Source organism: Microbacterium aureliae (genome assembly GCF_054780155.1).
In genome coordinates, this window is sequence record NZ_BAAGWW010000002.1 from 1 (window position 1) to 22,975 (window position 22,975).

General features: G+C 71.5%; 26 protein-coding genes. 9 read left to right on the plus strand and 17 right to left on the minus strand.

The annotated features are described in order from the left end of the window. The 3 genes from ACYVF4_RS05985 to ACYVF4_RS05995 all read left to right on the plus strand — a co-directional run. Positions 1-1,205, plus strand: a 1,205-nt coding sequence (locus ACYVF4_RS05985) for a transketolase-like TK C-terminal-containing protein (RefSeq protein WP_460720786.1), incomplete at its 5' end; no start/stop codon positions are given. Beyond that, the gene (locus tag ACYVF4_RS05990) at positions 1,202-2,227 is read left to right on the plus strand and encodes an NAD(P)-dependent alcohol dehydrogenase (RefSeq protein ID WP_460720788.1); all 1,026 of its coding nucleotides are present in this window, start codon (positions 1,202-1,204) and stop codon (positions 2,225-2,227) included. The genes ACYVF4_RS05985 and ACYVF4_RS05990, both read left to right, overlap by 4 nt. A gap of 69 nt (positions 2,228-2,296) precedes the next feature. Further along, a complete protein-coding gene (locus tag ACYVF4_RS05995; protein ID WP_460720790.1) occupies positions 2,297-3,625 on the plus strand; it encodes an MFS transporter in 1,329 nt (442 codons plus the stop codon). Positions 3,626-3,627: 2 nt separating this feature from the next. On the opposite strand, the gene ACYVF4_RS06000 is transcribed toward ACYVF4_RS05995, so the two are convergent. Further along, positions 3,628-4,296, minus strand: a complete 669-nt coding sequence (locus ACYVF4_RS06000; protein ID WP_460720792.1) for a lipoate--protein ligase family protein — start codon at positions 4,294-4,296, stop codon at positions 3,628-3,630. A 16-nt stretch (positions 4,297-4,312) separates the two neighbouring features. Further along, positions 4,313-4,852, minus strand: a complete 540-nt coding sequence (locus tag ACYVF4_RS06005) for a YaeQ family protein (RefSeq protein WP_460720794.1) — start codon at positions 4,850-4,852, stop codon at positions 4,313-4,315. A gap of 318 nt (positions 4,853-5,170) precedes the next feature. On the opposite strand from ACYVF4_RS06005, the gene ACYVF4_RS06010 reads away from it, so the two are divergent. Further along, positions 5,171-5,533: a DUF3253 domain-containing protein gene (locus tag ACYVF4_RS06010; protein WP_460720796.1), complete on the plus strand. Its 363-nt coding sequence runs from the start codon at positions 5,171-5,173 to the stop codon at positions 5,531-5,533. A 2-nt stretch (positions 5,534-5,535) separates the two neighbouring features. On the opposite strand, the gene ACYVF4_RS06015 is transcribed toward ACYVF4_RS06010, so the two are convergent. The 5 genes from ACYVF4_RS06015 to ACYVF4_RS06035 all read right to left on the minus strand — a co-directional run bounded on the left by ACYVF4_RS06015 (position 5,536) and on the right by ACYVF4_RS06035 (position 10,690). Next, entirely contained in the window at positions 5,536-6,255 is a 720-nt protein-coding gene (locus ACYVF4_RS06015) for a FadR/GntR family transcriptional regulator (RefSeq protein WP_460720798.1), read from the minus strand. An 11-nt stretch (positions 6,256-6,266) separates the two neighbouring features. Then, the gene (locus ACYVF4_RS06020) at positions 6,267-7,046 is read right to left on the minus strand and encodes a 3-oxoacyl-ACP reductase (protein WP_460720800.1); all 780 of its coding nucleotides are present in this window, start codon (positions 7,044-7,046) and stop codon (positions 6,267-6,269) included. 23 nt (positions 7,047-7,069) lie between these two features. Next, entirely contained in the window at positions 7,070-8,431 is a 1,362-nt protein-coding gene (locus tag ACYVF4_RS06025; protein ID WP_460720802.1) for an aldehyde dehydrogenase family protein, read from the minus strand. Then, entirely contained in the window at positions 8,428-9,165 is a 738-nt protein-coding gene (locus ACYVF4_RS06030) for a gamma-glutamyl-gamma-aminobutyrate hydrolase family protein (protein ID WP_460723056.1), read from the minus strand. The genes ACYVF4_RS06025 and ACYVF4_RS06030 overlap by 4 nt, the downstream gene beginning before the upstream one ends. Positions 9,166-9,334: 169 nt before the next feature. Next, positions 9,335-10,690, minus strand: a complete 1,356-nt coding sequence (locus tag ACYVF4_RS06035) for a glutamine synthetase family protein (RefSeq protein ID WP_460720804.1) — start codon at positions 10,688-10,690, stop codon at positions 9,335-9,337. Between the two features lie 162 nt (positions 10,691-10,852). On the opposite strand from ACYVF4_RS06035, the gene ACYVF4_RS06040 reads away from it, so the two are divergent. Beyond that, positions 10,853-12,397 (plus strand): amino acid permease, encoded by a 1,545-nt coding sequence (locus tag ACYVF4_RS06040; protein ID WP_460720806.1) that lies wholly within the window; start codon positions 10,853-10,855, stop codon positions 12,395-12,397. 72 nt (positions 12,398-12,469) lie between these two features. Here the strand turns inward: ACYVF4_RS06040 and ACYVF4_RS06045 are convergent, their stop codons facing one another. Together ACYVF4_RS06045 and ACYVF4_RS06050 are read right to left on the minus strand one after the other, a co-directional pair. Further along, complete coding sequence (locus ACYVF4_RS06045; protein WP_460720808.1) at positions 12,470-12,895, minus strand: TA system VapC family ribonuclease toxin; 426 nt, start codon at positions 12,893-12,895, stop codon at positions 12,470-12,472. Further along, the gene (locus ACYVF4_RS06050; RefSeq protein WP_460720810.1) at positions 12,892-13,119 is read right to left on the minus strand and encodes a hypothetical protein; all 228 of its coding nucleotides are present in this window, start codon (positions 13,117-13,119) and stop codon (positions 12,892-12,894) included. The genes ACYVF4_RS06045 and ACYVF4_RS06050 overlap by 4 nt, the downstream gene beginning before the upstream one ends. A gap of 147 nt (positions 13,120-13,266) precedes the next feature. On the opposite strand from ACYVF4_RS06050, the gene ACYVF4_RS06055 reads away from it, so the two are divergent. Continuing rightward, the gene (locus tag ACYVF4_RS06055; RefSeq protein WP_460720812.1) at positions 13,267-13,836 is read left to right on the plus strand and encodes an NADPH-dependent FMN reductase; all 570 of its coding nucleotides are present in this window, start codon (positions 13,267-13,269) and stop codon (positions 13,834-13,836) included. A gap of 5 nt (positions 13,837-13,841) precedes the next feature. After that, positions 13,842-14,189 (plus strand): TraR/DksA family transcriptional regulator, encoded by a 348-nt coding sequence (locus tag ACYVF4_RS06060; RefSeq protein ID WP_460720814.1) that lies wholly within the window; start codon positions 13,842-13,844, stop codon positions 14,187-14,189. A 167-nt stretch (positions 14,190-14,356) separates the two neighbouring features. On the opposite strand, the gene ACYVF4_RS06065 is transcribed toward ACYVF4_RS06060, so the two are convergent. The 5 genes from ACYVF4_RS06065 to ACYVF4_RS06085 all read right to left on the minus strand — a co-directional run bounded on the left by ACYVF4_RS06065 (position 14,357) and on the right by ACYVF4_RS06085 (position 17,907). Further along, entirely contained in the window at positions 14,357-14,554 is a 198-nt protein-coding gene (locus ACYVF4_RS06065) for a DUF6186 family protein (RefSeq protein WP_460720816.1), read from the minus strand. Further along, a complete protein-coding gene (locus tag ACYVF4_RS06070) occupies positions 14,551-15,177 on the minus strand; it encodes a hypothetical protein (RefSeq protein ID WP_460720818.1) in 627 nt (208 codons plus the stop codon). The genes ACYVF4_RS06065 and ACYVF4_RS06070 overlap by 4 nt, the downstream gene beginning before the upstream one ends. Before the next feature lie 83 nt (positions 15,178-15,260). After that, the gene (locus ACYVF4_RS06075) at positions 15,261-15,920 is read right to left on the minus strand and encodes a methionine ABC transporter permease (protein ID WP_460720820.1); all 660 of its coding nucleotides are present in this window, start codon (positions 15,918-15,920) and stop codon (positions 15,261-15,263) included. Beyond that, positions 15,913-16,950 (minus strand): methionine ABC transporter ATP-binding protein, encoded by a 1,038-nt coding sequence (locus ACYVF4_RS06080; RefSeq protein WP_460720822.1) that lies wholly within the window; start codon positions 16,948-16,950, stop codon positions 15,913-15,915. Before ACYVF4_RS06080 ends, ACYVF4_RS06075 begins: the two co-directional genes overlap by 8 nt. Before the next feature lie 66 nt (positions 16,951-17,016). Beyond that, positions 17,017-17,907, minus strand: a complete 891-nt coding sequence (locus ACYVF4_RS06085; protein WP_460720824.1) for a MetQ/NlpA family ABC transporter substrate-binding protein — start codon at positions 17,905-17,907, stop codon at positions 17,017-17,019. A 225-nt stretch (positions 17,908-18,132) separates the two neighbouring features. Here ACYVF4_RS06085 and ACYVF4_RS06090 point away from each other — a divergent pair, with 225 nt between their 5' ends. Beyond that, entirely contained in the window at positions 18,133-18,498 is a 366-nt protein-coding gene (locus ACYVF4_RS06090; RefSeq protein ID WP_460720826.1) for a Rho termination factor N-terminal domain-containing protein, read from the plus strand. A 60-nt stretch (positions 18,499-18,558) separates the two neighbouring features. Then, positions 18,559-20,067 carry a gamma-glutamyltransferase family protein gene (locus tag ACYVF4_RS06095; protein ID WP_460720828.1) on the plus strand — a complete coding sequence of 503 codons (1,509 nt, stop codon included), beginning with the start codon at positions 18,559-18,561 and terminating at the stop codon, positions 20,065-20,067. A gap of 9 nt (positions 20,068-20,076) precedes the next feature. On the opposite strand, the gene ACYVF4_RS06100 is transcribed toward ACYVF4_RS06095, so the two are convergent. The 3 genes from ACYVF4_RS06100 to ACYVF4_RS06110 are packed head-to-tail and all read right to left on the minus strand — an operon-like array spanning position 20,077 to position 22,971. Beyond that, positions 20,077-21,105 carry an NAD(P)-dependent alcohol dehydrogenase gene (locus ACYVF4_RS06100; RefSeq protein ID WP_460720830.1) on the minus strand — a complete coding sequence of 343 codons (1,029 nt, stop codon included), beginning with the start codon at positions 21,103-21,105 and terminating at the stop codon, positions 20,077-20,079. A 55-nt stretch (positions 21,106-21,160) separates the two neighbouring features. Beyond that, complete coding sequence (locus ACYVF4_RS06105; RefSeq protein WP_460720832.1) at positions 21,161-22,117, minus strand: sugar kinase; 957 nt, start codon at positions 22,115-22,117, stop codon at positions 21,161-21,163. Next, a complete protein-coding gene (locus tag ACYVF4_RS06110) occupies positions 22,114-22,971 on the minus strand; it encodes an IclR family transcriptional regulator (RefSeq protein ID WP_460720833.1) in 858 nt (285 codons plus the stop codon). The genes ACYVF4_RS06105 and ACYVF4_RS06110 overlap by 4 nt, the downstream gene beginning before the upstream one ends. Positions 22,972-22,975: the final 4 nt, after the last annotated feature.

The following is a 22,975-nucleotide window of genomic DNA, read 5'->3' on the forward strand; positions in this document are numbered from 1 at the left end:
CCGATGACGTCATCGCCCACACCCGCACCCTCGCCGAACGTGCCGCCGAAACCCGGGCGGTGTGGCAGGAGACGTTCGATGCGTGGGCGGCGGCGAACCCGGAGCGCAAGGCGCTGCTGGACCGGCTGCAGGCCGGCACCCTGCCCGACGACGTCGCGGACGCGCTGCCCTCCTTCGAGGCCGGGAAGGACGTGTCCACGCGGGCGGCGTCCGGGGTGGTCATCAACGCCCTCGCCGGGGTGCTGCCGGAGATGTGGGGCGGGTCGGCGGACCTCGCCGAGTCGAACCTGACCACCATCAAGGACGCCAAATCGTTCATCCCCGCCGACTGGTCCACCCACGAATGGTCCGGGGACCCGTACGGGCGGGTGCTGCACTTCGGGATCCGCGAGCACGCGATGGGCGCGATCATCAACGGGATCACCCTCCACGGCCCCACCCGCCCGTTCGCGGGCACGTTCCTGATCTTCAGCGACTACATGCGCCCCGCCGTGCGACTGGCCGCGCTGATGGACATCCCCTCGATCTTCGTGTGGACCCACGACAGCGTCGCGCTCGGCGAGGACGGCCCCACCCACCAGCCCATCGAACAGCTCGCCACGCTCCGCGCGATCCCGAACTTCACCATGGTGCGCCCCGCCGACGCCAACGAGACCGCCGCCGCATGGCTCGAGATCCTCCGCCGCCCCACCGGCGGGCCCGTCGGCATCGCCCTCACCCGCCAGAACATCCCCGTGTTCCCCCGCGGCGACGGCGACGCCACCGGCGACTCCTTCGCGTCCACCGACGGCGTCGCCAAGGGCGCGTACGTCCTCGCCGAAGCACCCGGCGGCACCCCCGACGTGATCCTCATCGCCACCGGCAGCGAGGTCCAGCTCGCCGTCGAGGCCCGCGAGGTCCTCCACGCCGAAGGGATCAACGCCCGCGTCGTGTCCGCGCCGTCGCTGGAATGGTTCGCCGAGCAGGACCAGACCTACCGCGACCACGTCCTCCCCCCGCACGTGAAAGCGCGCGTGTCCGTCGAAGCCGGCTCCGCCCTGACGTGGGCGGGCATCGTGGGAGACGCCGGACGCTCGGTCGCGATCGACCACTTCGGCGCATCCGCCGACTACAAGACCCTCTTCACCGAATTCGGCATCACCACCGACGCCGTCGTCACCGCCGCCCGCGAGACCCACACCGCCACCACCAAGGAGAACGCATGAACCGGATGCGCGCCGCCGTCCTCATGGAGGCCGGCAGGATCGAGATCGAACAGCGCCCCGTGCCGCAGCCGGCGCCCGACGAGGTGCTCGTCCGGGTGACCGCGGTGGGGGTGTGCGGATCGGACGTGCACTTCTACCACGACGGCGCGCTGGGCGACTGGACCGTCACCGAGCCGCTGGTGCTCGGCCACGAATCCGGCGGGGTGATCGTCGCGGTCGGCTCCGACGTGGACCCGGCACGGGTCGGCGAGCGCGTCTCGATCGAGCCGCAGCATCCGTCATCGACCTCGGCCGAGACGCTGCGCGGTGAGTACAACCTCGATCCCGACATGCGGTTCTTCGCCGTGCCGGGCACCGACGGGGCGTTCCAGGAGTACGTCACCATCCAGTCCCACTTCGCGCACGCGGTGCCGGATTCCGTCAGCGACCACGCCGCGGCGCTCATGGAGCCGCTGTCGGTGGCGATCGCGACGGCCAGGAAGGCCCACTTCGCCCCCGGCGACCGCGTGCTGATCACCGGTGCCGGTCCCGTCGGCATCGCCCTCACGCAGGTCGCGCGCGCGTACGGCGCGGTCGAGATCATCGTGTCCGACATCTCGGAGGGCAGGCGCCGCGCGGCGCTCGCGTTCGGTGCGACGTCGACGTTCGACCCGCAGCAGACGGCGGCGAAGGATGCCGCACCCGGCGTCGACGCCTTCGTCGACGCGTCGGGCGCCGCATCGGCCGTGCGCTCGGGGATCGAGGCGGTCCGCCCCGGCGGCCACGTGGTGCTGGTCGGCATGGGCGCGCCCGAGATCGCACTGCCGATCACGGTGATCCAGAACCGCGAGCTGATCGTGACCGGCGTCTTCCGCTACGCCAACACGTGGCCGACCGCCATCGCGCTCGTCGCCGACGGCCGGGTGGACCTGGACGCCATGGTCACCGGCACCTTCCCGCTCGACGAGGTGTCCGCGGCGCTGCACTCCACCGCCGACCCCGACACGATCAAGTCCGTCGTCGTGCCCTCGCGTTCGGCGTAGCCCGGCATACCCTGGGAGCGGCGCCCGCCCGGCGCCGCTCCCCCGCCAGCCGCGACGACCGGAACCGATGTGACGTACAGCCCCGTGCTCGACAAGCCGGGCTGGCGCACCTGGACGCTGTGGGGCGTCGGCGTCGTGGCCTACGTGGTGGCGATCGTCAATCGCACCTCGCTCGCCTCGGTCGGCGTCGACGCGGCCGTGCGGTTCGATGCCGACGCGTCGGCGCTGTCGATGTTCGCCGTCATCCAGCTCGCCGTCTACGGCGCCATGCAGATCCCGGTCGGGCTGCTGCTGGACCGCCACGGGGCCCGGCCGATCATCGCGCTCGGCATGGTGCTCATGGCCGTGGGCCAGCTCGTCATGGCGTTCGCCGATGCGGTCGGGATCGGCATCCTGGCCCGCGTGCTGATCGGGGCGGGCGACGCCGCGGTCTTCCCGAGCGTGCTGCGCGTCATCGCCACGTGGTTCCCCGCGCAACGCTCCCCCGTACTGTTCCAGCTGACGGGCATCATCGGCCAGCTCGGGCAGATCGTCGCCGTCGTCCCGCTGGCGGCGCTGCTGCACGCCACGTCCTGGAGCGTCGCGTTCGGGAGCCTCGCGGGCCTTGCGGCGCTGTTCGCCGTGCTCACCTACGCGGTGATCCGCAACCGGCCGCCCGAGCGGCGCGCCGACCCCGTCGACACCACCGTCGACACCGACACCGGGGCGATCCGGGTGGTGCGTTCGTCGGCGGATCTGCGCGAGGGATTCCGGGAGTCGTGGGCGCACCCGGCGACGCGGCTGGGGTTCTGGTCGCACTTCACGACCCCGTTCGCGGGTACGGCGTTCGTGCTGCTGTGGGGGTTCCCGTACCTCACCGCCGGGCAGGGGCTGACGCCGCCGATGGCATCGCTGGTGATGAGCTCGCTCGTGCTCTTCTCGATCGTCGCCGGTCCGATCATCGGGGCCCTCTCCAGCCGGCATCCGACTCGACGCTCGCGATGGCTCGTGCTGCCCACCGTCGTGCTGCAGGCCGTCGCGTGGGTCGTGGTCATCGTGTGGCCGGGGCAGGCCCCGCTGTGGCTGCTGTTCGCGCTGATGCTCGCCCTGGCCGCGGGCGGCCCGGCGTCGATGATCGCCTTCGACCACGCCCGCACCTTCACGCCGTCGCACCGGCTGAGCACGGCGACGGGCATCGTCAACGGCGGCGGCTTCCTCGCCGCGCTCATCGCGATCCTGTTCATCGGCATCGCGATGGACGTCCAGGGCGCCGGCACGCCCGGCACCTACTCGCTCGATGCGTTCCGCGTCGCCTTCCTCACCCAACTGCCGCTGTGGCTGGTGGGGGCGGTCGCGATCACGATCGAGCGCAGCCGCACGATCCGTCACATCGGCGGGGCGGCGAACTTCCCCGGGTAGGGTCAGGCCACCTCGAGGGCGTGACGAAGGATACCGGTCACCTCGGCGCGGGTGAACCCCGATGCCTCGTCGGCGAGGGTGCCGAAGGTGGCGGGGTCCCAGTCGAGGCCCAGCGCGGCGTTGGCCTCGGTGAGGATGGGGAGGAACTGCGACACCCCCGCCAGCGGCAGGATGCCGCTGAGCAGCCGCGCGCCGCGCACGGCGCGCTGGGAGGTGCCGATGAGCTTGACCGCGCCGCGGGCGTTGACGCTGAACTCACCCGGGCAGTACTCCCCCGGCACCGGCCCCACGCGCGCATCGACGCCGAGCGAGCGCAGTCCGTCGGCGAGCCGCGTGGAGGTGCCGACGAACAGCGGGCGGGGGTCGATCGCCTCGCGCTCGCGCACGACCAGGTCGAACCCGATGCACGACTCGTCGTACGCGGCCGCGCGGCCCCCGGTCGGGCGGATCGCCGCGGTGAAGCCGTGCCGCTCGGCCGCGGCGACGGCTGCCTCATACCCGGGCTGCAGGCTCTCCCAGCGGCTGAGGGCGAGGGTCGGCGCGGGCGTGTACAGGCGCAGCACGCGGTCCTCGTCGATCGCGCCCGACGCCACGCCGCGCAGCAGCGCGACCGCTTCGGCGAACGCCGTCTCGGCGTCCACGGGTCCCCGTTCGGCGGCGTCGTCGCTCACAGGGCGAGGATAGCGGTCAGCCGATCCGGTGATCGAGGACGGCCGAGGTGAGGCTGGTCCCGTTGAGCTCCAGGTAGACCCGCCCCTCGGTGATCGACACGGTCAGCTCGTTGCGCCGCGCGACGGCGCCGGCGACGCCATCCACGAAACCGGGCTCGAAGCTGCGCAGCACGACCTCGTCCGCCCGGTGGATGCGCTTGCCCGCCCACGCCGCGAGCACCTTCGCCGGGTCGCGGTGGGTGTACACCGCCACCCGCTCGGCCTGCCGCGTGGCGTGGTGCAGTCGCTCGGCATCCGGAGCACCGATCTCGACCCACACCATCGGCGTGCCCGTGAGGTCGCGCACGATGACCGCCGGCTCGTCGGTGGACGAGATCCCCTCGCCGAACGCGATGCCCTCGCGGTACTCGAGACAGTAGGCGAGCACGCGCGTGACCATGTACGCGTCGGTCTCGGACGGGTGCCTCGCGACCCGCAGCGTGAGGTCCTCGTAGACGCCGCGGTCGACGTCGGCGAGCTGCACGGCGAAGGTGTGCATGGTGGAACCGAGAGCCATGGCATCTGAGCCTACGCGGGCGCGCTGGTTGCGGTGCGCGGCGGGGTGCGGGGTGCCGTGCGCTGGATAGGAGACGTGCACTCGTGAGGATGCCCCACGCCCCCGGCATCCTTTCTTGTGCACATCTCCTATCCGGCGTCACGCCGGGATGCCGCAGGCGAGGCTCGCCCGCATGCACTGGATAGGAGACGTGCACTCGTGAGGATGCCCCACGCCCCCGGCATCCTTTCTTGTGCACATCTCCTATCCGGCGTCACGCGGCTCACGCGCGGCGCCCACACGGGCCGGGCCGCACCCCCACGGGGGGAGGATGGGGGCATGCTCTCCGAGAAGACGTGCGCGTCGTGCGGACGGCGGATGCAGTGGCGCGCGAAGTGGGCGGCGAACTGGGATGCCGTGAAGTACTGCTCCGACGGGTGCCGGCGCCGCGGGGTGACGGCGACGGATCGTGAGCTCGAGCGGACCATCCTGACCCTGCTCGACAGCCGTGCGCGGGGCGCGACGATCTGCCCGTCGGATGCGGCGCGCGCCGTCGGCGGCGACGACTGGCGCGACCTCATGGAGCCGGCCCGCCGCGCCGCGCGGCGGCTCGTCGAGGCGGGCGAGGTGCAGATCACGCAGCGCGGCCGCGTCGTGGATCCGTCGGCCGCGAAGGGTCCGATCCGCATCGGACGCCCCTAGCCTCAGGTCAGGAAGCCCCGCAGCAGCGCCTCGGACCCGGCGAGGTGCTCCAGCACGGCCTGCTCCGCCGCATCCGGCCTGCCGCCGAGGATCGCCGTGACAAGGCGCTCGTGCTGGGCGTTGGAGTGCTCGATGTTGCGGGGCAGCAGCGGGAACGTGTCGAGCCACTCGTTCACACGCGCCCGGTTCTCGGCCGCGAGCGCGACCAGCGACGGGATGCCGGACACCTCCGCGATCGCCAGGTGCAGCAGGGTGTCCAGCCTTCGGTAGTCCCCCTCGCCCGCGGCGGCGGCGGCCTCGTGGCGCGCCCACAGGTCCTGGCGGGTGGCGGGGTCGAGTGTCCGCTCGGCGGCGGCCCGCGCCGCCCCCGCCTCGAGCACGCGGCGGAGGCCCAGGACGTCATCGAGCTCGGCCTGATCCACCGGCACGGGCGCCGCGGGCGGCAGCGGATCGGCGATGAAGGTGCCGCCGTACCGCCCGCGACGCCGGACGAGGTAGCCGGCGTCGGCGAGCTCGCGGATCGCCTCGCGCACGGTGTCGCGGCTGACGGCGTACCGCGCGGCGAGCTCGCGCTCCGGCGGCAGCGACTCCCCCGGTGCGACCACCCCGAGCCGTATCGTCTGCACGAGCCGCGCGACGGTGTCTTCGAGGGCATTGCCCTCGCGCACCGGCCGGTACACCGCCCGCCGCACCTCGGGCAGCGGGCCGCCCGCGGCGCTCATCGCGGGCGGGCTCATAGTGGGGTGACGTAGGCGTTGGTGATGCCGCCGTCGACGACGAACGCGGTCGCGGTGATGAAAGAGGCGTCGTCCGAGGCGAGGAAGGCGACCGCGGCGGCGAGCTCCTCGGGTTCGGCGAAGCGGCCCATCGGCACGTGCACCAGGCGCCGCTGCGCGCGCTCGGGGTCCTTGGCGAAGAGCTCCTGCAGCAGCGGCGTGTTCACCGGTCCCGGGCACAGGGCGTTGACGCGGACGCCCTGCCGGGCGAACTGCACGCCGAGCTCGCGCGTCATCGCCAGGACGCCGCCCTTGGACGCGGTGTACGAGATCTGCGACGTCGCCGAGCCGAGCAGCGCGACGAACGAGGCGGTGTTGATGATCGACCCGCGCCCCGCCGGGACCATGTGCCGCAGCGCCGCGCGCGAGCACAGGTACACGCTCTTGAGGTTGACGTCCTGCACACGATCCCACGCGGGCAGCTCCGTCGTCTCGATCGAGTCGTCATCGGCGGGCGAGATCCCGGCGTTGTTGAACGCGATGTCGACCGACCCGAGGTCCCCGGCGACGGAGTCGAAGAGCTGGTTGACGGATGCCTCGTCCGCGACGTCGACGGGACGGAACAGCCCGTCCACCTCGGCGGCCGCGCGCTCGCCCGACGCCGGGTCGAGGTCGGCGATGACGACTCGAGCGCCCTCGGCGGCGAATCGCCGGGCGGTGGCGAGCCCGATGCCCGACGCTCCACCGGTGATGATGGCGACGCGGTCCTTCAGTCGCTGGGTCAGATCCACGTTCATGTGCTCCTCCTGTAACGGGCGTTTCAGTCTTCGGTGGCGAAGAAGACGTTCTTGGTCTCGGTGAAGTGCTCCGCGGCATCCGGACCCAGCTCACGGCCGAGCCCCGACGCCTTCATGCCGCCGAAGGGGGTCCAGTACCGCACCGACGAGTGGGAGTTGACCGACAGCACGCCGCTCTTCACCGCGCGCGAGACGCGCATCGCGCGCCCGAGGTTCTCGGTCCAGATCGAGCCGGCCAGGCCGTAGATGGTGTCGTTGGCCAGACGGATGCCGTCTGCCTCGTCATCGAAGGGCAGCACGGCCACAACGGGACCGAACACCTCGTCCTGCGCGATACGGTCCGCCGGGTCGGCGAGGACCACGGCCGGGGCGAACCAGAAGCCGTCGCCGTCGGGCGCCGAACCGCGGTAGGCGACGCGGGCGCCGTCGAGGAAGCCGGCGACGGTGTCGCGGTGGGATGCCGAGATCAGCGGCCCCATCTGCGTGGCGGGGTTGCCGGGGTCGCCCACGCGCCAGGCGGCGACCGCCGGCTCGAGCAGCTCGAGGAACCGGTCGTACACCGAGCGCTGCACGAGGATGCGGCTGCGCGCGCAGCAGTCCTGTCCGGCGTTGTCGAACACCGCCCCGGGGGCCGCGGCGGCGGCCTTCTCGAGGTCGGCGTCGGCGAAGACGATGTTCGCGCTCTTGCCGCCGAGCTCCAGCGTCACCGGCTTCAGCATCCGGGCGCATCCGGCCGCGACATCGACACCCACCTCGGTGGAGCCGGTGAAGACCACCTTGCGGACGTCGGGGTGCGACACGAACCGCTGGCCCACGAGCGAGCCGGACCCGGTGATCACGGTGAACAGGCCCTCGGGGAGCCCCGCCTCCAGCGCCAGCTCGCCGAGGCGCATCGCCGTGAGCGGGGTCAGCTCGGCGGGCTTGAGGACCACGGCGTTGCCCGCGGCGAGCGCCGGCGCGAAGCCCCACGAGGCGATCGTCATCGGGAAGTTCCAGGGGACGATGATCCCGACCACGCCGTAGGGCTCGTGGAAGGTGACGTCGACGCCGCCGGCGACGGGGATCTGCAGCCCCGACAGCCGCTCCGGCGCCCCGGCGTAGAAGTTCAGCACCTGGGCGACGTGCCCCGCCTCCCAGCGGGCCGATTCGATCGGGTGGCCCGAGTTCTCGACCTCGAATCGCGCGAGCTCTTCGACGTGCGCCTCGACGACGCGGGCGAAGAGGCGCAGCGCATCGGCGCGGGCGACGGGCGGCAGGGCCGCCCAGCCGCGCTGCGCCTCGACGGCGCGGGCGACGGCGGCGTCGACCTCGTCGGCGCTCGCCCGCGGCACGTCGCGGAACGACCGCCCGGTGGCGGGGTTGATGAGGGTGAAGGTGTCGCTCATGCGCTCTCCTTGTCCAGCGAACGGCGGGCGGCGTACCCGGCGGCCTGGGCCACGAGCCCGGCGAACAGCCGCTTGTCCTCGATGTTCTCCTCGGGATGCCACTGCACGCCCACGAGGTAGCTCTCGCCCGTCGATTCGAAGGCCTGCACCAGGCCGTCGTCGGTGTGGGCGACCGCGACGAGCCCGTCGCCCAGCCGGTCGATGCCCTGGTGGTGGTAGCTGTGGACGGCGAAGTCGCCGGCGCCCAGCATCCCTGCCAGACGCGTGCCGGGTGCGACGTCGACGATGTTGTCGGCGAACACGCCCCCACCGATGCGGTACCGCTCGGTGCCGAGCGCCTCGGGCAGGTGCTGGTGCAGCGTTCCGCCGCGCGCGACGTTCACCAGCTGCAGGCCACGGCAGATGGCGAGGACCGGGATGCCGCGCTCCTCTGCGCCGCGCACGAGGGCGAGCTCCCACGCATCGCGGTCGGGCCGGGCGGGGTCGGTGAGGGGGTGTCGCTCCTGCCCGTAGAGCTCGGGCTGGACGTCGAGCCCGCCGGTGAGGATCAGGCCGTCGAGCCCGTCGAGGACGGCGGCGGCCGCCGCCTCGGGGTCGGGGTCGCCCTGCGGCGGGAGCAGGACGGCCACGCCGCCGGCGGCGGTGACCGAGGCGAAGTACTGCTGCGGCAGGAACGCCGCACGCACGTCCCACACCCCCTGCTTCGCCTGCTCGAGGTAGGTGGTCAGGCCGATGACCGGCGGCGGGGGCGCTTCGTCTCGCTGCGCTCGCTCAGCGTCCGGTTGCGGGGAGCCGGAGGCGTCCGGTGCCGGGATCTCGGAGACGTCCGGTGCCGGAATCCCGGACGTTGAGCGAGGAGCGGAGCGACGAGACGAAACGTCCCCGCCGCCCGCCGACGCCCGATCAGAGGCGCTCGAAACCACGGACGCGCTCCCAGTCGGTGACGGCGGCGTCGTAGGCCTCGACCTCGATGCGCGCCTGGTTCAGGTAGTGGTCGATCATCTCGTCGCCGAACGCCTTGCGCGCGATGGCGGACTCGTCGAGCAGGCGGGCCGCCTCGCGCAGGGTGGTCGGCAGGTGGTCGACGCCCGAGGTGTACGCGTTGCCGGCCAGGGCGTCCGGCAGCGGCAGCTCGTGCTCGATGCCGTGCAGGCCGCCGGCGATGATCGCGGCGATGCCGAGGTACGGGTTGACGTCGCCCCCGGGCACGCGGTTCTCGACCCGCAGCGACGACCCGTGCCCGACGACGCGCAGTGCGCACGTGCGGTTGTCCATGCCCCAGGCCACCCCGGTCGGCGCGAACGACCCGCGGACGTACCGCTTGTAGGAGTTGATGGTGGGGGCGTACAGGAAGGTGAACTCCCGCAGGGTCGCGAGGATCCCGGCGATCCAGTGCTCCATGAGGGGGCTGAAGCCGTGGGGGCCGTCGCCGGCCATGACCGCCTCGCCCGACTCCGATCGCACCGACAGGTGGATGTGGCAGCTGTTGCCCTCGCGCTGATCGAACTTGGCCATGAAGGTGATCGACTTGCCGTGGTCGCCGGCGATGGCCTTGGCGCCGTTCTTGTAGATGGTGTGCTGGTCGGCGGTCTCGAGCACCTCGGCGTAGCGGAAGGCGATCTCCTGCTGCCCGAGGTTGCACTCCCCCTTGACGCCCTCGGTGTACAGGCCCGCGCCGTCCATCTTCAGGCGGATGTCGCGCAGCAGCGGCTCGAGCCTGCCCGAGGCGAGCAGGTCGTAGTCGACGTTGTAGTCCGTGGATGCCTGCAGCTCGCGGTAGCCCTTGCGCCAGGCGTCCCGGTAGCTGTCGTCGAAGACCAGGAACTCCAGCTCCGTGCCTGAGTACGCCACGAGTCCCCGTTCGGCGAGGCGGTGGCGCTGGCGCTGCAGGATCGCGCGCGGCGACTGCACGACCGGGTCGCCGCTCGGCCACGTGAGGTCGGCCATGACCATCGCGGACCCCGGCAGCCACGGCACCAGGCGCAGGGTCGCGAGATCGGGCTTCAGGACCATGTCGCCGTAGCCGGTCTCCCAGCTGGACATCGCGTAGCCGTCGACGGTGTTCATGTCGACGTCGACCGACAGCAGGTAGTTGCAGGCCTCGGCGCCGTGGTCGCGCACTTCCTCCTGGAACAGCCTGGCCGACACCCGCTTGCCGACGAGGCGGCCCTGCGCGTCCGAGAACGCGACGACGACCGTGTCGATCTCACCGGCGGCGATCGCCGCATCCAGTTGCGAAACGCTGAGGTTCCCCGGCATCCGTCGTCCTCCTTGCATCGGCGGCGCGGAGCGACCGAGCGGCCGCGCGCGGGACCACTGTAACGACTATTCGCACGTGAAAGGTAGACACAGCCAACCAATAGGTCCACAATCATGGCCAGGCGCGCACCCCAGCGCCGCTCTCGAGCGCACGGAGGACAGATGTCACGGTCGGCTGAGGTCAATCGGAAGGTCGCAGGGGCGACCTATACGCGAGCAGGTCAGGAATACTTCGAGAAGCGCGGGCTCACGCGCACCGCCGGGATCTGGGGACTGTGGGGCCTCGCCGTCGCCGCCGTCATCTCGGGCGACTTCTCGGGCTGGAACTTCGGCATCGACTTCGCGGGCTTCGGCGGGATGCTGATCGCCTTCGCGATCCTCGTCGTCATGTACTACGGCATGATCTTCTCGATCGGGGAGATGGCCGCCGCGATGCCGCACACCGGCGGGGCGTACTCCTTCGCCCGGTCGGCGATGGGACCGTGGGGAGGCCTGGTCACCGGTGCTGCCGAGACGATCGAGTACGTGGCCACCACGGCGGTCATCGTCTACTTCTCGGCGTCCTACGCCGACGCGATCACGAGCGAGCTGCTCGGCGTCTCGCTGCCGGCGTTCGTGTGGTGGATCATCCTGTACGCGGTCTTCGTGGGGCTCAACGCCGCCGGCGCGGCGATCTCGTTCAAGTTCGCCATCGTGGTGTCGGTGATCTCGATCGGCATCATCCTCGTCTTTTCGGTCATGGCGCTGGTGTCGGGGGCGTTCCAGTGGGCGAACCTGTGGGACATCGCCCCGGATCCCGGGCAGACGGAGTTCCTGCCGCACGGCGTGCTGCCGATCCTGTTCGCCCTGCCCTTCGCGATGTGGTTCTTCCTCGGCATCGAGGAGCTGCCGCTCGCGGCCGAGGAGTCCCACAACCCGGTGCGCGACATCCCCAAGGCCGGCTTCTGGGCGCGCGGCACGCTGATCGTGACCGGTCTGCTCGTCCTGTTCCTCAACACCGGCGTGATCGGCGCCGAGGCGACGGGCGTGGCCGGTGAGCCGCTGCTCGACGGCTTCCGCGCGATCGTCGGCGACGAGGCCGCCGCGGTGCTCGCGCTGCTGGCGCTGGTGGGCCTGCTCGCGTCGCTGCAGGGCATCATGTTCGCCTACGGGCGCAACATGTACTCCCTGTCGCGCGCCGGTTACTACCCGCAGTTCCTGTCCCTGACGGGCAAGCGCCGCACCCCCTGGGTCTCACTGCTGGTCGGCGCGATCATCGGCTTCCTCGCCCTGGCGGTCCTCGACACCGTCTCGGCGTTCAACGAGGGCGCGGGAGCGGTCGCCGGTGCGATCGTGCTGAACATCGCGGTGTGGGGCGCGGTGCTGGCCTACTTCCTGCAGATGGTGTCGTTCGTCATCCTGCGCCGCAAGCTGCCGAACGTCGAGCGCCCCTACCGCAGCCCGTGGGGTGTGCCGGGTGCGATCATCGCCGCCGCGATCGCCGCGCTGATCTTCCTCGGCTTCCTGCTGAACCCGACGTTCCTGCCGGCGATCATCGCGATCGTCATCGTGTACGTGATCATCCTCGCCGGCTTCGCGCTGTTCTTCCGGCACCGCCTGGTGCTCTCGCCCGAAGAGGAGTACGCCCTCTCGGGCGGCAAGCACGGGGATCCGCAGGAAGAGGGCTACGACGCCATGGAAGGCGAGGTCTTCGGCGACAAGCGCTAGCCGAGCCTGCTCCGGAGACCCTCCGCGCGATTGGGGAAGCGCGCGGAGGGTCTTCGTCGTGGTGCCGATGCGTCAGGGGATGTGGAACACCGCCTTCGCACCCGACGGCACGGCCGAGGTCACGATGCGGGTGTCGAAGGTCGCCAGGCTGGCGTCGTGGGATGCGGCGAGGTGCAGCAGGTAGCTGTCCGTGACCTGTGTGCTCGACAGCAGCCGCTCGGTGTGGACGGACCCGTCGAGAAGGCTCACCGAGTCGGCGAGGAAGGCGTGATCGGGCCGCGCCGCGATGCTCGCGAGGCTCGCCAGCACGACCGGCGGCGGCTGGCTGTTGGGGTACTTCGGGTTGCTGATGACGCGGACGACGCCGTTCTGCACGGTGGGACTCGTGTGCCACACGTCCTCACGCGCCGCGAACCAGCGGTGCGCACGGTCGTGGTGGACGTGGAGGGGATCGAGGAGGGCGATGACGACGTTGACGTCGAGGAGATGCGCCGTCACGCCGGGTCGTCCCTCAGCTCGTTGACGTCGTCGAGCGTGGCCTTCCCGGCGGTGGCCGGTGCGGGAAGCAGAACGATGCCGTTCCGCGTCCCGAAGCGCTTCCGCTCGGTGAGAGTGGCTCGGGCAAGCTGCGACAGCGCTTCTCCCAGGGTCAGCCCGCGAGCGGCCGCGAACTGCTTCGCGGCCGCGAGGACGTCGTCGTCGATCGTGACAGTGGTGCGCATGCATCAAGCATCACGCATCACGCAACGACGGTCAACGAGAGGAGGCGCCGTAGTGCAGCATCCGCCCGATCTCAAGACCCTTCGCGTCGCCCACGGTGACAGCCAGGCTGAGACCGCACGCCCGCGTTCACTGGAAAGGACCGCCGCATGGTCACGCACAAGGTCGGCTACTTCATCGGGAGCCTGTCGTCGACGTCCATCAACCGGACGCTGTCGAAGGCCCTCATCAACCTGGCGCCGAAGAATCTGGAGTTCACCGAGATCTCCATCGGAGACCTGCCGCTGTACAGCCCCGACTTCGACTCCGACTTCCCGCCGGCGGCGACGGCGCTCAAGAAGGCGATCGCGGACTCGGATGCCGTGCTGTTCATCACTCCGGAGTACAACCGGTCGATCCCGGGCGCCCTGAAGAACGCCATCGACTGGGCGTCGAGGCCCTGGGGCGAGAACTCCTTCGACCACATCCCCGCCGCCGTCATCGGCGCATCCCCGGGGCAGATCGGCACCGCGGTCGCGCAGCAGAGCCTGCGCGGCGTTCTCAGCTACTGCAACGCGCGGCAGATGACCGCTCCCGAGGCCTACATCACCTTCTCGAAGGACAAGTTCTCGCCTGACGGCGAGGTGCGCGACGAATCGCTCGAGACCTTCCTGCGGGACTTCATGACGGAGTTCCGCGACCACATCGAGCGCGTGCTGACGGTGCTCCCCCGCGACTGAGCGACGTGCTGGATCCGACGACCCACCTGCTCGACGCCCGGCGCGCCGCCGAAGCCCGGCGCGCCGGGCTCGACGCGCAGATCGCGCGGCTGCGCGCGGCGCGAAGCGGCGAGTCCGACGACGACGAGCACGACCCCGACGGCGCTCCCCTGTCGGCGGAGTGGTCGCGGCTCGAGGGGCTGCGGGCCGGCGTGACGGCCGAGCTCGCCGAGATCGAGGCGGCGTACGAGCGGGTGGATGCCGGCACCTACGGCATCTGCGTCGACTGCGGTCGCCGCATCCCCGCTGCCCGGCTCGAGGTGCGCCCGACGGCCGAGCGCTGCGTCGACTGCGCCGCCCGCGCCGGCCGCTGAGGGGTGGTCGGCGCGCGCACCGCCCTCACGCGCGAGGTGGGGTGGGTGTGCGAACCGCGGGATCCGCCGCGAGACGCGGGGCGTGGTCCCCGGTCTCGCGGCGATTCCCCTGGCTCGGCGAGGGCGGCGGCGCGGGGTGGGGTCAGCGCGCTGTGGGTGAGTGCCGGTCAGCCCTCGAGGAAGTGCCAGCCGAGCCACCACCACGCCGCGACGAGCGCGACGCGGGCGGGAAGGTCGGCCGTGACGTCGTCGAGCACGTCCCCGACGGGAGCGAGGACGTCGGGGCGCCGATGCGGCAGGACGGTGAGGACGGCGGCCACCCCGAGCAGCACGAGGTAGACCGCGACGGTGACGGCGCGGCTCATCGCGATCCCCTCCTCCGCTGCAGCACGAGCACACCGGCGGCGAGCCACGCGGCGATCAGCAGCGTCCGCGACGGCTGACCCTCGGACAGCGGCCCCATGAGAGCCGAGATGGTGGGGTGAGCCGCGGTGCCGCCGGCCGCCCACGCGCCGAGCGCGAACGCGCTCAGCTCCCACAGGCACGCGAGCACGGCGAGGGCGAGCCACGCAAAGACCGCCCGGCGGTGGGCCGGTGTCCCCCGAGTGGCCCCTCCGCGGTCACGAGCGCGCCAGGCGAGACCGAGTGCGATCAGTCCGATCGCGACGACCAGCGAGGCGGATGCCGCAGAGCGCGGCGGCGCGACCACGAGGGCCGCGCCCAGGATGCCCGCCGCGGTGAGCCCGATGGCCTGCTCGTGCAGGTGCAACGCGGGGCGAGGACGCAGCATCCCGATCTGCGCGAGCGAGACCGCGGCCGCTGCGCCGCCCAGGATCACCCCGTCCAGGGTCGCACCGCGCCCGAACTGGAAGGCGGCGGCGATCCCCAGCGCGCCGCTCCACCCCCAGCCCGCGATCCGCGAGCGCGCGACGGGCGCGGCGGTGGGTCCCACGGCGGATCCCCCGGCGAAGCGACGGCGAGCGTCCATACCTGCAGTCTGACGGGCGCGCCGCCGCGGACGCGGGGTCCAAGGTCCCGCGCCCCGCCCCGACCCGCCGCGCCGCCCCGCGATCAGCGCCGCAGGATGCGACGGGCGAGCGCGTTGCCCAGGAACTGCACGCCCTGCACGAGGACGATGATGATCAGCACCGCCGCCCACGTCACGACCGGGTTGAACTGCTTGAACCCGTAGACGATCGCGAACTCCCCCAGGCCGCCCGCCGCGACCGCGCCCGCGATGGCCGTCATGTCGACCAGGGCGACGACGACGAACGTGTAGCCGAGGATGAGCGGCCCCAGCGCCTCGCGGGGCACCAGCCGGAACAGGATCCGCGAGCAGCTGGCCCCCGCGGCGCGAGCGGCCTCGAGGATGCCGGGCCGGACGGTCAGCAGATTCTGCTCGACGATCCGGCTGATCGCGAACATGGACGCCACCGTGATGGCGAAGATCCCGAACTCGGGCCCGATCCCCGGGATTCCGAGACTGCGGGCGATGGGCTGCACGGCGGCGAGCAGGATGACGAACGGGATGGGCCGGAAGAAGTTGACGACCACGTTCAAGATGCCGAACACCGCCGGCTGCGGGAACAGGCTGCCCGGGCGCGTGGCGTAGAGCGCCAGGCCCAGCAGCAGTCCCGCCACGCCGCCCAGGACGAGCGCGAGCGAGACGACGTAGAGGGTCTCGAAGGTGGCTGCCCACAGCTCGGGCAGCAGGTCGATGAGCCTATCCACGGACGTCCTCCTCGATCAGGGGCGCGACGGCCGAAGCGGCGCGGACCGCGCGTTCGACGGCATCCGGATCCCCTTCGAGCGCGAGGGTGAGATGGCCGAAGACGCGGCCCCCGATGTCGTTTATCCCGCCGTGGATCACCTCGAAGCGCACGCCGTGCGAGGCGAGCGCCGCGAACACGTCGGCCTGCGCGACGTCGCCCTCGCGCAGGGTGAGGGTGACGATCCGACCCGGATGCCGCATCCGCAGCGCCCGGAGCTGGTCCCCCTCGGGCACGTCCTCGATGATGCTCGCCACGAATCGTCGCGTCGCCGGCTGCTGCGGCGTGGAGAGGACGTCGAACACGTCACCGGCCTCGATGATGCGACCGGCATCCATCACCACGACGCGGTCGGCGAGGGTTCGCACGACGTCCATCTCGTGGGTGATCAGCAGGATCGTCACGCCGAGCTCGCGATTGACCCGGCGCAGCAGCTCGAGCACCTCGCCGGTCGTGTCGGGGTCAAGCGCGCTCGTCGCCTCGTCGGCGAGCAGGATGCGGGGGCTCGTGGCGAGCGCCCGGGCGATGCCGACGCGCTGCTTCTGGCCGCCCGAGAGCTGCTCGGGGTGAGCGCGCGCCTTCGAGGCGAGCCCGACGAAGTCCAGGAGCTCGGCGACGCGCTCCCTGATCCGCCCCCGCGGGACACCGGCGACCTCGAGCGGGTAGGCCACGTTGCCCGCGACCGTCCGGGACTCGAACAGGTTGAACTGCTGGAAGATCATGCCGATGTCGCCGCGCAGCGCGCGCAGCTGCTTCTCGCGCAGGCGCGTGATGTCGCGGCCGTCGATCTCGACCGCTCCCGACGTGGGGGCCTCGAGCGCGTTGATCAGGCGCAGCACCGTGCTCTTGCCGGCGCCCGAGTACCCGACGATGCCGCAGATCTCGCCGGCGGCGACGTCGAGGGACACCGCGTCGACGGCGACGACGGGCCCGGCATCCTTCGACGACGCCGGATAGGTCTTCGTCACATCCCTCAGGCGGATGAGCGTCATGTCGGCTCCTTCGTGATGCCTCGGGTGCGGCCCGGCCTCGTGGGCGGGGCCGCACCCGGGCATGGGTCACTGGGTGGCGCGGATGTCCTCTTCCACGTCCGCGAGCGACGCGGCGAGGTCCTCCGGGGCGGTCTTGACGAACACCGCGGTGCCGCCCGAGGCCTCCTGCACGCCGTCGAGGACGTCCTGATCGGACTGGAAGATCTCGACGAGCTTGCGGTACGTCGGGTTGTCGGCATCCTCCGCCTTCGCCGCGAAGATGTTGATGTACGGCAGCGCGTTCGGGTCGGCGGGGTCGTCGGTCGCGATCGCGTCGTCGAAGCTCAGGCCGGCATCGGCGACGAAGTCGTTGTTGATGATCGCGGCGGCGACATCGGGCAGCGACGTCGCCGTGAATGCGGCATCCAGCGCCTCGACCTTCACCTTCGACTCCGGCAGGACGTCGGCGACGGTCGAGAAGATCGACCCGCCGTCCTCGAGCTCGATCAGGCCGGCCGACTGCAGGACCAGCAGACCGCGGGCCTGGTTGGACTCGTCGTTCGGGACGGCGACGGTGGCGCCGGCCGGGATGTCCTCGACCGAGTCGTACTGCGCGGAGTACAGACCGAGCGGGTAGATCGCGGTGGAGCCCACCGGCTGCAGGTCGTCGTCGCTGGCGACGTTGTAGGTGGCGAGGTAGATGACGTGCTGGAACTGGTTGAGGTCGAGCTCGTCGGCGGCCAGCGCAGGATTCGGCTGGGTGTACTCGCTGAAATCGACCAGCTCGACCTCGATGCCCTCCTCGGCGGCGGCGTCGACATACACCTGCCAGTACGGATCCCCCGCCCCGACGACGCCGATGCGGACCGGACCGGACTCGTCGGACGAGTCGGCCGCGGAACCGGCGGCGCACCCGGTCATGACGAGGGCGAGCGGCAGCGCGACGGCGAGGGCGGACAGCAGGGGCGTACGGTACATGGGTTTCTCCTAGCGGTAGTCAGGCGCCGCGCGGGCGGGCTGACGACCGCCGTGGCGGGTGGATCACACCCGCTCGCCTCATCGCGGTGCCGCAACGACCATAAGCACCCGTCATACAGGCACGAAACGTACGCGTAACCGGGCGACACCGAGGAACGGTGTCGTGACCCGATACGATTTCTCGCGGATTCTGTTGCGGTGAGCATGAGATGGCGAAGGACGAACATGGCGAAGCTGAACAAGGCTCAGGCGTCGGCACGGAAGGCGCTCGACGCTGCGAAGCGGCTGTTCACCGGCCGAGGGGGGAAGAGCGCTGACGCGAGCGGGGAATCGGCGCCCGCAGAGGTCTCGGCTCCCGCACCGGCTTCGGCACCCGCAGAGGTCTCGGCGCCCGTAACCGAGCAGGCTGCTCCCGCTCCGGCTTCGGCGCCCGCAGCCGAGCCGGTCGACGCCCCGGCCGAGGACGAGGCGGCGAGTGCGGACCTGTCCTCGATGACGGTTCCGGCGCTGCGCGCCCTGGCGCGCGAGCGCAACCTCACCGGCTACTCGCGGATGACCAAGGCGCAGCTCGTCGAGCTCCTCTCCTCCTGAGGCGCGTGCGCCGGGCCATCGGCCGCCACAATGGGCGCAGGGCCTGACGAAGGAGTGCGGATGTCCGGTGCGGTCAGCACATCGCACCACCTCGCGACGGATGCCGGTGCGACGGCCCTCCGTCGGGGCGGTAACGCGATCGACGCCGCCATCGCGGCGGCGGCGGTGCTCTGCGTCGTCTACCCGAACAACGTCGCGCTCGGCGGCGACCTCGTCGCTCTGGTGCGCGACCCCGAGGGTCGCACCCGGTTCGTGAACGCCACGGGCCGTGCGGCTCGCGCCGTGGACCCGGACGCGCTGCGCGCCCGGTACGGCCGCGCTCTGCCGGACCGCGGCGTCGACACCGTCACGGTGCCCGGTGGGCTGCGCGGCTGGGCGGCCCTCGCGGGCCTCGGCGCCCGGCTGGCCTGGGGCGAGCTGCTCGAGGACGCGCACCGGCACGCCCACGGCCATCCCACGGCCCGATCGGTCGCGCGCGCGATCGCGGCCGAGCGCGCGGTCCTCGAAGCCGATCCGGGATGCCGCGACGTGTTCCTTGCCGGCGGATCGCCGCTGGCAGAAGGCGAGGAGCTGCGTCAGCCGCGCCTGGCCGAGACGCTCGCCGTGCTGCGGCGCGAGGGACCGGACGCGTTCTACAGCGGCCCGGTCGCGACGGCGTGGATCGACGGACTCCGCCGGCTGGGGCATCCGATCACCGAGGCGGACGCCGCCGCGCTCACCGCGGACGTCGGGGATCCGCTGACCGGGGACGCTCTCGGGGTCAGGATCATCACCAGCCCCCCGAACACGCAGGGCTTCGCCCTCCTCCGGGCAGCCCGCGCGCTCGATTCCCTCGGGCTGCGCGATCCGCTCGGCGCGGACGCGGGCGCCCTGGCCGAGGCGTTCGCGGCGAGCAACCGCGTGCGGTCGGCTCTTCTGGCCGACCCCGACGTCGGGCTCAGCGGCGAGGCGCTGCTCACGGCATCCGCAGATCTTCCCGCGACCGACGATCGCGTGGCGACCGGCGACACGGTGGGCCTCGTCGCCGTCAGCGACGACGGCTGGGCCGTGTCGCTCGTGCAGTCGGTCTACTGGGCGTTCGGCTCGGCGATCCTCGAGCCCGAGACCGGAGTGCTGTTCCAGAACCGCGGCACGTCCTTCTCGCTCGACGCGGGCCACCCGGCGACGCTTGCCCCGTGGCGCCGCCCGCCGCACACCCTCATGCCCGTGATCGTCGAGCGCGCCGGAGAGCTGACCTACGCGGCGGGGACCATGGGCGCGCAGGCGCAGGCCCAGATCCACGCGCAGCTGCTGCTCCGGGTGCTCGCCGGGGAGTCTGCCGCGGACGCCACTTCGGCGCCGCGCTGGGTGGTCGGGGAGCAGCAGCGCGGTGATACCGCCGACACACTCACCGCCGAGGCTGACGTACCGGCATCCGCCATCGACACGCTGGCCGCCACGCGATTCACGATGAAGATCGTCCCGGCGCACAGCGAGCCGCTCGGGCATTCGAACCTCATCGTCGTGCGCGACGACGGGCTCGATGCCGCCAGCGATCCGCGTTCGGACGGCTCCGCCGTCGTGGTGTGACTCCGTCGGTCAGGGAACGAGCACTGCGCGCCCGACGACGCGCCCCGCGTTGAGATCGTTCAGCGCGTCCACCGCGGCGTCCAGCGGATACTCGGCGGTGTGAAGGGTGACCTTGCCGGCCGCCGTCAGGTGCATGAGCTCGACGAGATCGGTGTAGGTGCCGACCAGGTTGCCGACGACGTTGATCTCACGCGAGATGATCTCGATCGTCGGCAGGTCCAGACTGCCGCCGTACCCGATGACGTAGTGCGAGCCTCGATTGCGCAGCAGGCCGGGCGCGAGACGCTCGACCCCGGCCTCGCCCACGAAGTCGAAGGCGACATGAGCGCCGCCCTCGGTGACGTCGGCGACCGCCGCGGCCACCTTCTCGTCGGACTCGGCCAGCACGGTGTGGTGCGCCCCGAGCGAGCGCGCCAGCTCCAGCGCCTTCTCGCTGCGGTCGACGACGGTGATCTCGGCGCTGCTGATGGCGGCGAGCGCCTGCACGCCGATGTGCCCGAGGCCGCCGGCGCCCAGGACCACCGCATGCGTGCCGGGATAGAGGAGCGGCGCGGCCTTGCGGACGGCGTGGTACGCGGTGAGCCCGGCATCGGCGAGCGCCGCCACCTTCGCGGGCGACAGCGACGAGTCGAGCTTCACGACCGCGCGCGCGTTCGTGAGCATCAGGTCGGCCATTCCCCCGTCGGCGTTGATGCCCGGGAAGACGGCCCGCTCGCAGTGCGAGTCCTGTCCGACCCGGCACGCCGCGCACAGCCCGCAGGTGACGAGCGGATGCAGGATGACCATGTCGCCCGGACGGACGTTCTCGACGGCGCTGCCGACCTCTCGCACCCGGCCCGCGTTCTCGTGCCCGAGCGTGTAGGGCAGACGCGGATGCTGGATCGGCTCCCACTGTCCCTCGACGATGTGGAGGTCGGTGCGGCAGACGCCCGCGGCTCCGATCTCGACCAGGACGTCCCACGGTCCCGTGACCTTCGGCTCATCGACTTCGTCGATCGACGGCTGCTCGTGGTACCGGTGCAGGCGCAGCGCTCTCATAGTCAACTCCGTTGTTGCTCGGTTCTTGCGAACCTACCAACAATCGACATCCTGTCTACGGGTTGCGCTCCATCGCCTCGAAGGGCGCCGGCGTGTGCCCTGGCCGCACGTCGTCCCAGCTGCCTATCGTCCAGGCCGCTGCCGCGTGCCCGCGCCGCAGGCGATGGGCGGCGTCCTCGCCGCGCAGCAGTCCGGCGAGGTAACCACCGGCGAACGCGTCCCCTGCGCCGATCACCTCGACCACCTCTGCTGTCGGAGTCGCGACGAACGTCGACTCCGCCGTCGGTCCGCGCCGATCGATCTCGGATGCCCCGACGTCGCCGTCCTTGACCACCACGATCGGCGCCTCGGCGATCAGGTCGAAGACATCCGCGGCCTGGGTCGCACCCCAGAGCTCTGCGGCCTCGTCCCGTCCGACGAACACGACATCCGCGCGGCGGGCCAGCTCGAGCAAGTGGGGAGCTGCATCCTCGACCGGCCACAGCCGCGGCCGGAAGTTCACGTCGAACGACACGGACACGCCACGGATGCGGCAGTCCGCGATCAGCGCCTCCACCATCGCCGCGGCATCCCGAGAGATCGCAGGTGTGATGCCGGAGACATGCACCCACTGCGTCCGGTCCAGCGGGAATCGTGCAACGTCCGCGGCACCCATGTGCGAGGCGGCCGAGTTCGACCGGTAGTAGTGCATGACCGATGTGCCGTCCGGGCGAACGTCCTTCACGTACATTCCCGTCACGTGTCGCGGGTCCACGAGGACGTTCGACACGTCCACTCCCCCGCGCGCGAGGTGTGCGAGGACCATCCGGCCGAACGGGTCGGCACCGACCCGGGATGTCCACGCCACCGAGATCCCCTGGGCCGCCAGGTGCAGCGCGACGTTGCCTTCCGCTCCGCCCGTGTGCACGGCGAGCCGCGCGGGCTCGTCGGCGGATGCGATGTCGGTGATCGGGTAGACGACGGCCAGACACTCCCCCACGCACAGCACCTCGACGTCAGCAGGCACCGTCATTCGCCCCCGTCCCCGATTCCCGACTCGACGGCGGCCGGTTCCTTCAGCCTCCGCGAGAGCTGTCGGGCCGGCGGCTGCTCGACATCGCTCGAATCGGTGGCGGAGTAGCCCAGAGCCTCGCTGATCGCGTGGCCGGCCTGCATGACGTGTTCCGCGACTTCCCGCAACCGCGGCACGGGCATCTCGAACTCCAGAGCCGAGACGCTCACGCCGCCGATACCGCTACCCGATGCGTCGAAGATCGGCGCGCCGACGCATCGCAGTCCAGGCTCGTTCTCGCCGTTGTCGATCGCCCATCCCCGTTGCCGAGTCGAATGCAGGTCCTCGAGCAGGGTGGCGAGGCTGGTGTGCGTCGCATCGGTGACACGGGCCATTCCCGTGCGTTTGACGATCTCAGCCACCCGCGAGTCCGGCACCGTGGCGAGGTAGGCCTTGCCGATGGACGTGGAATACATCGGCACCATCCCCCCGACCCGCGAGATCATTCGGTACGACCCCAGTCCGTCCAGCTTCGCTGCGTACATCACGGCGTCGCCCTTCACCAGACCGAAGTGGACCGTCATTCCCGTCGCACGACGCAGCTCCTCGAGATGCGGCCGTGCGACCCTGCTGATCTCGCCGTCCTCGCGGAGCAGACCGGCGATGGCGTGCATCCGGCGTCCGGGAACGTACCGCTTGTCCTCGTCCTGGTAGATCCACCCCGTCGCGACGAGCTCACTGAGCACGCGGTGGGCGGTGCTGAACGACAGGTCCGTCGCTTTTGACAGGTCCGACAGCCGGTCGTTGGACATGACCGCCTCGAGCATGGCCAGCCCCTTGGCCAGCGCCGAACGCGGTGGGTTGCTTTCGGTCATCGCC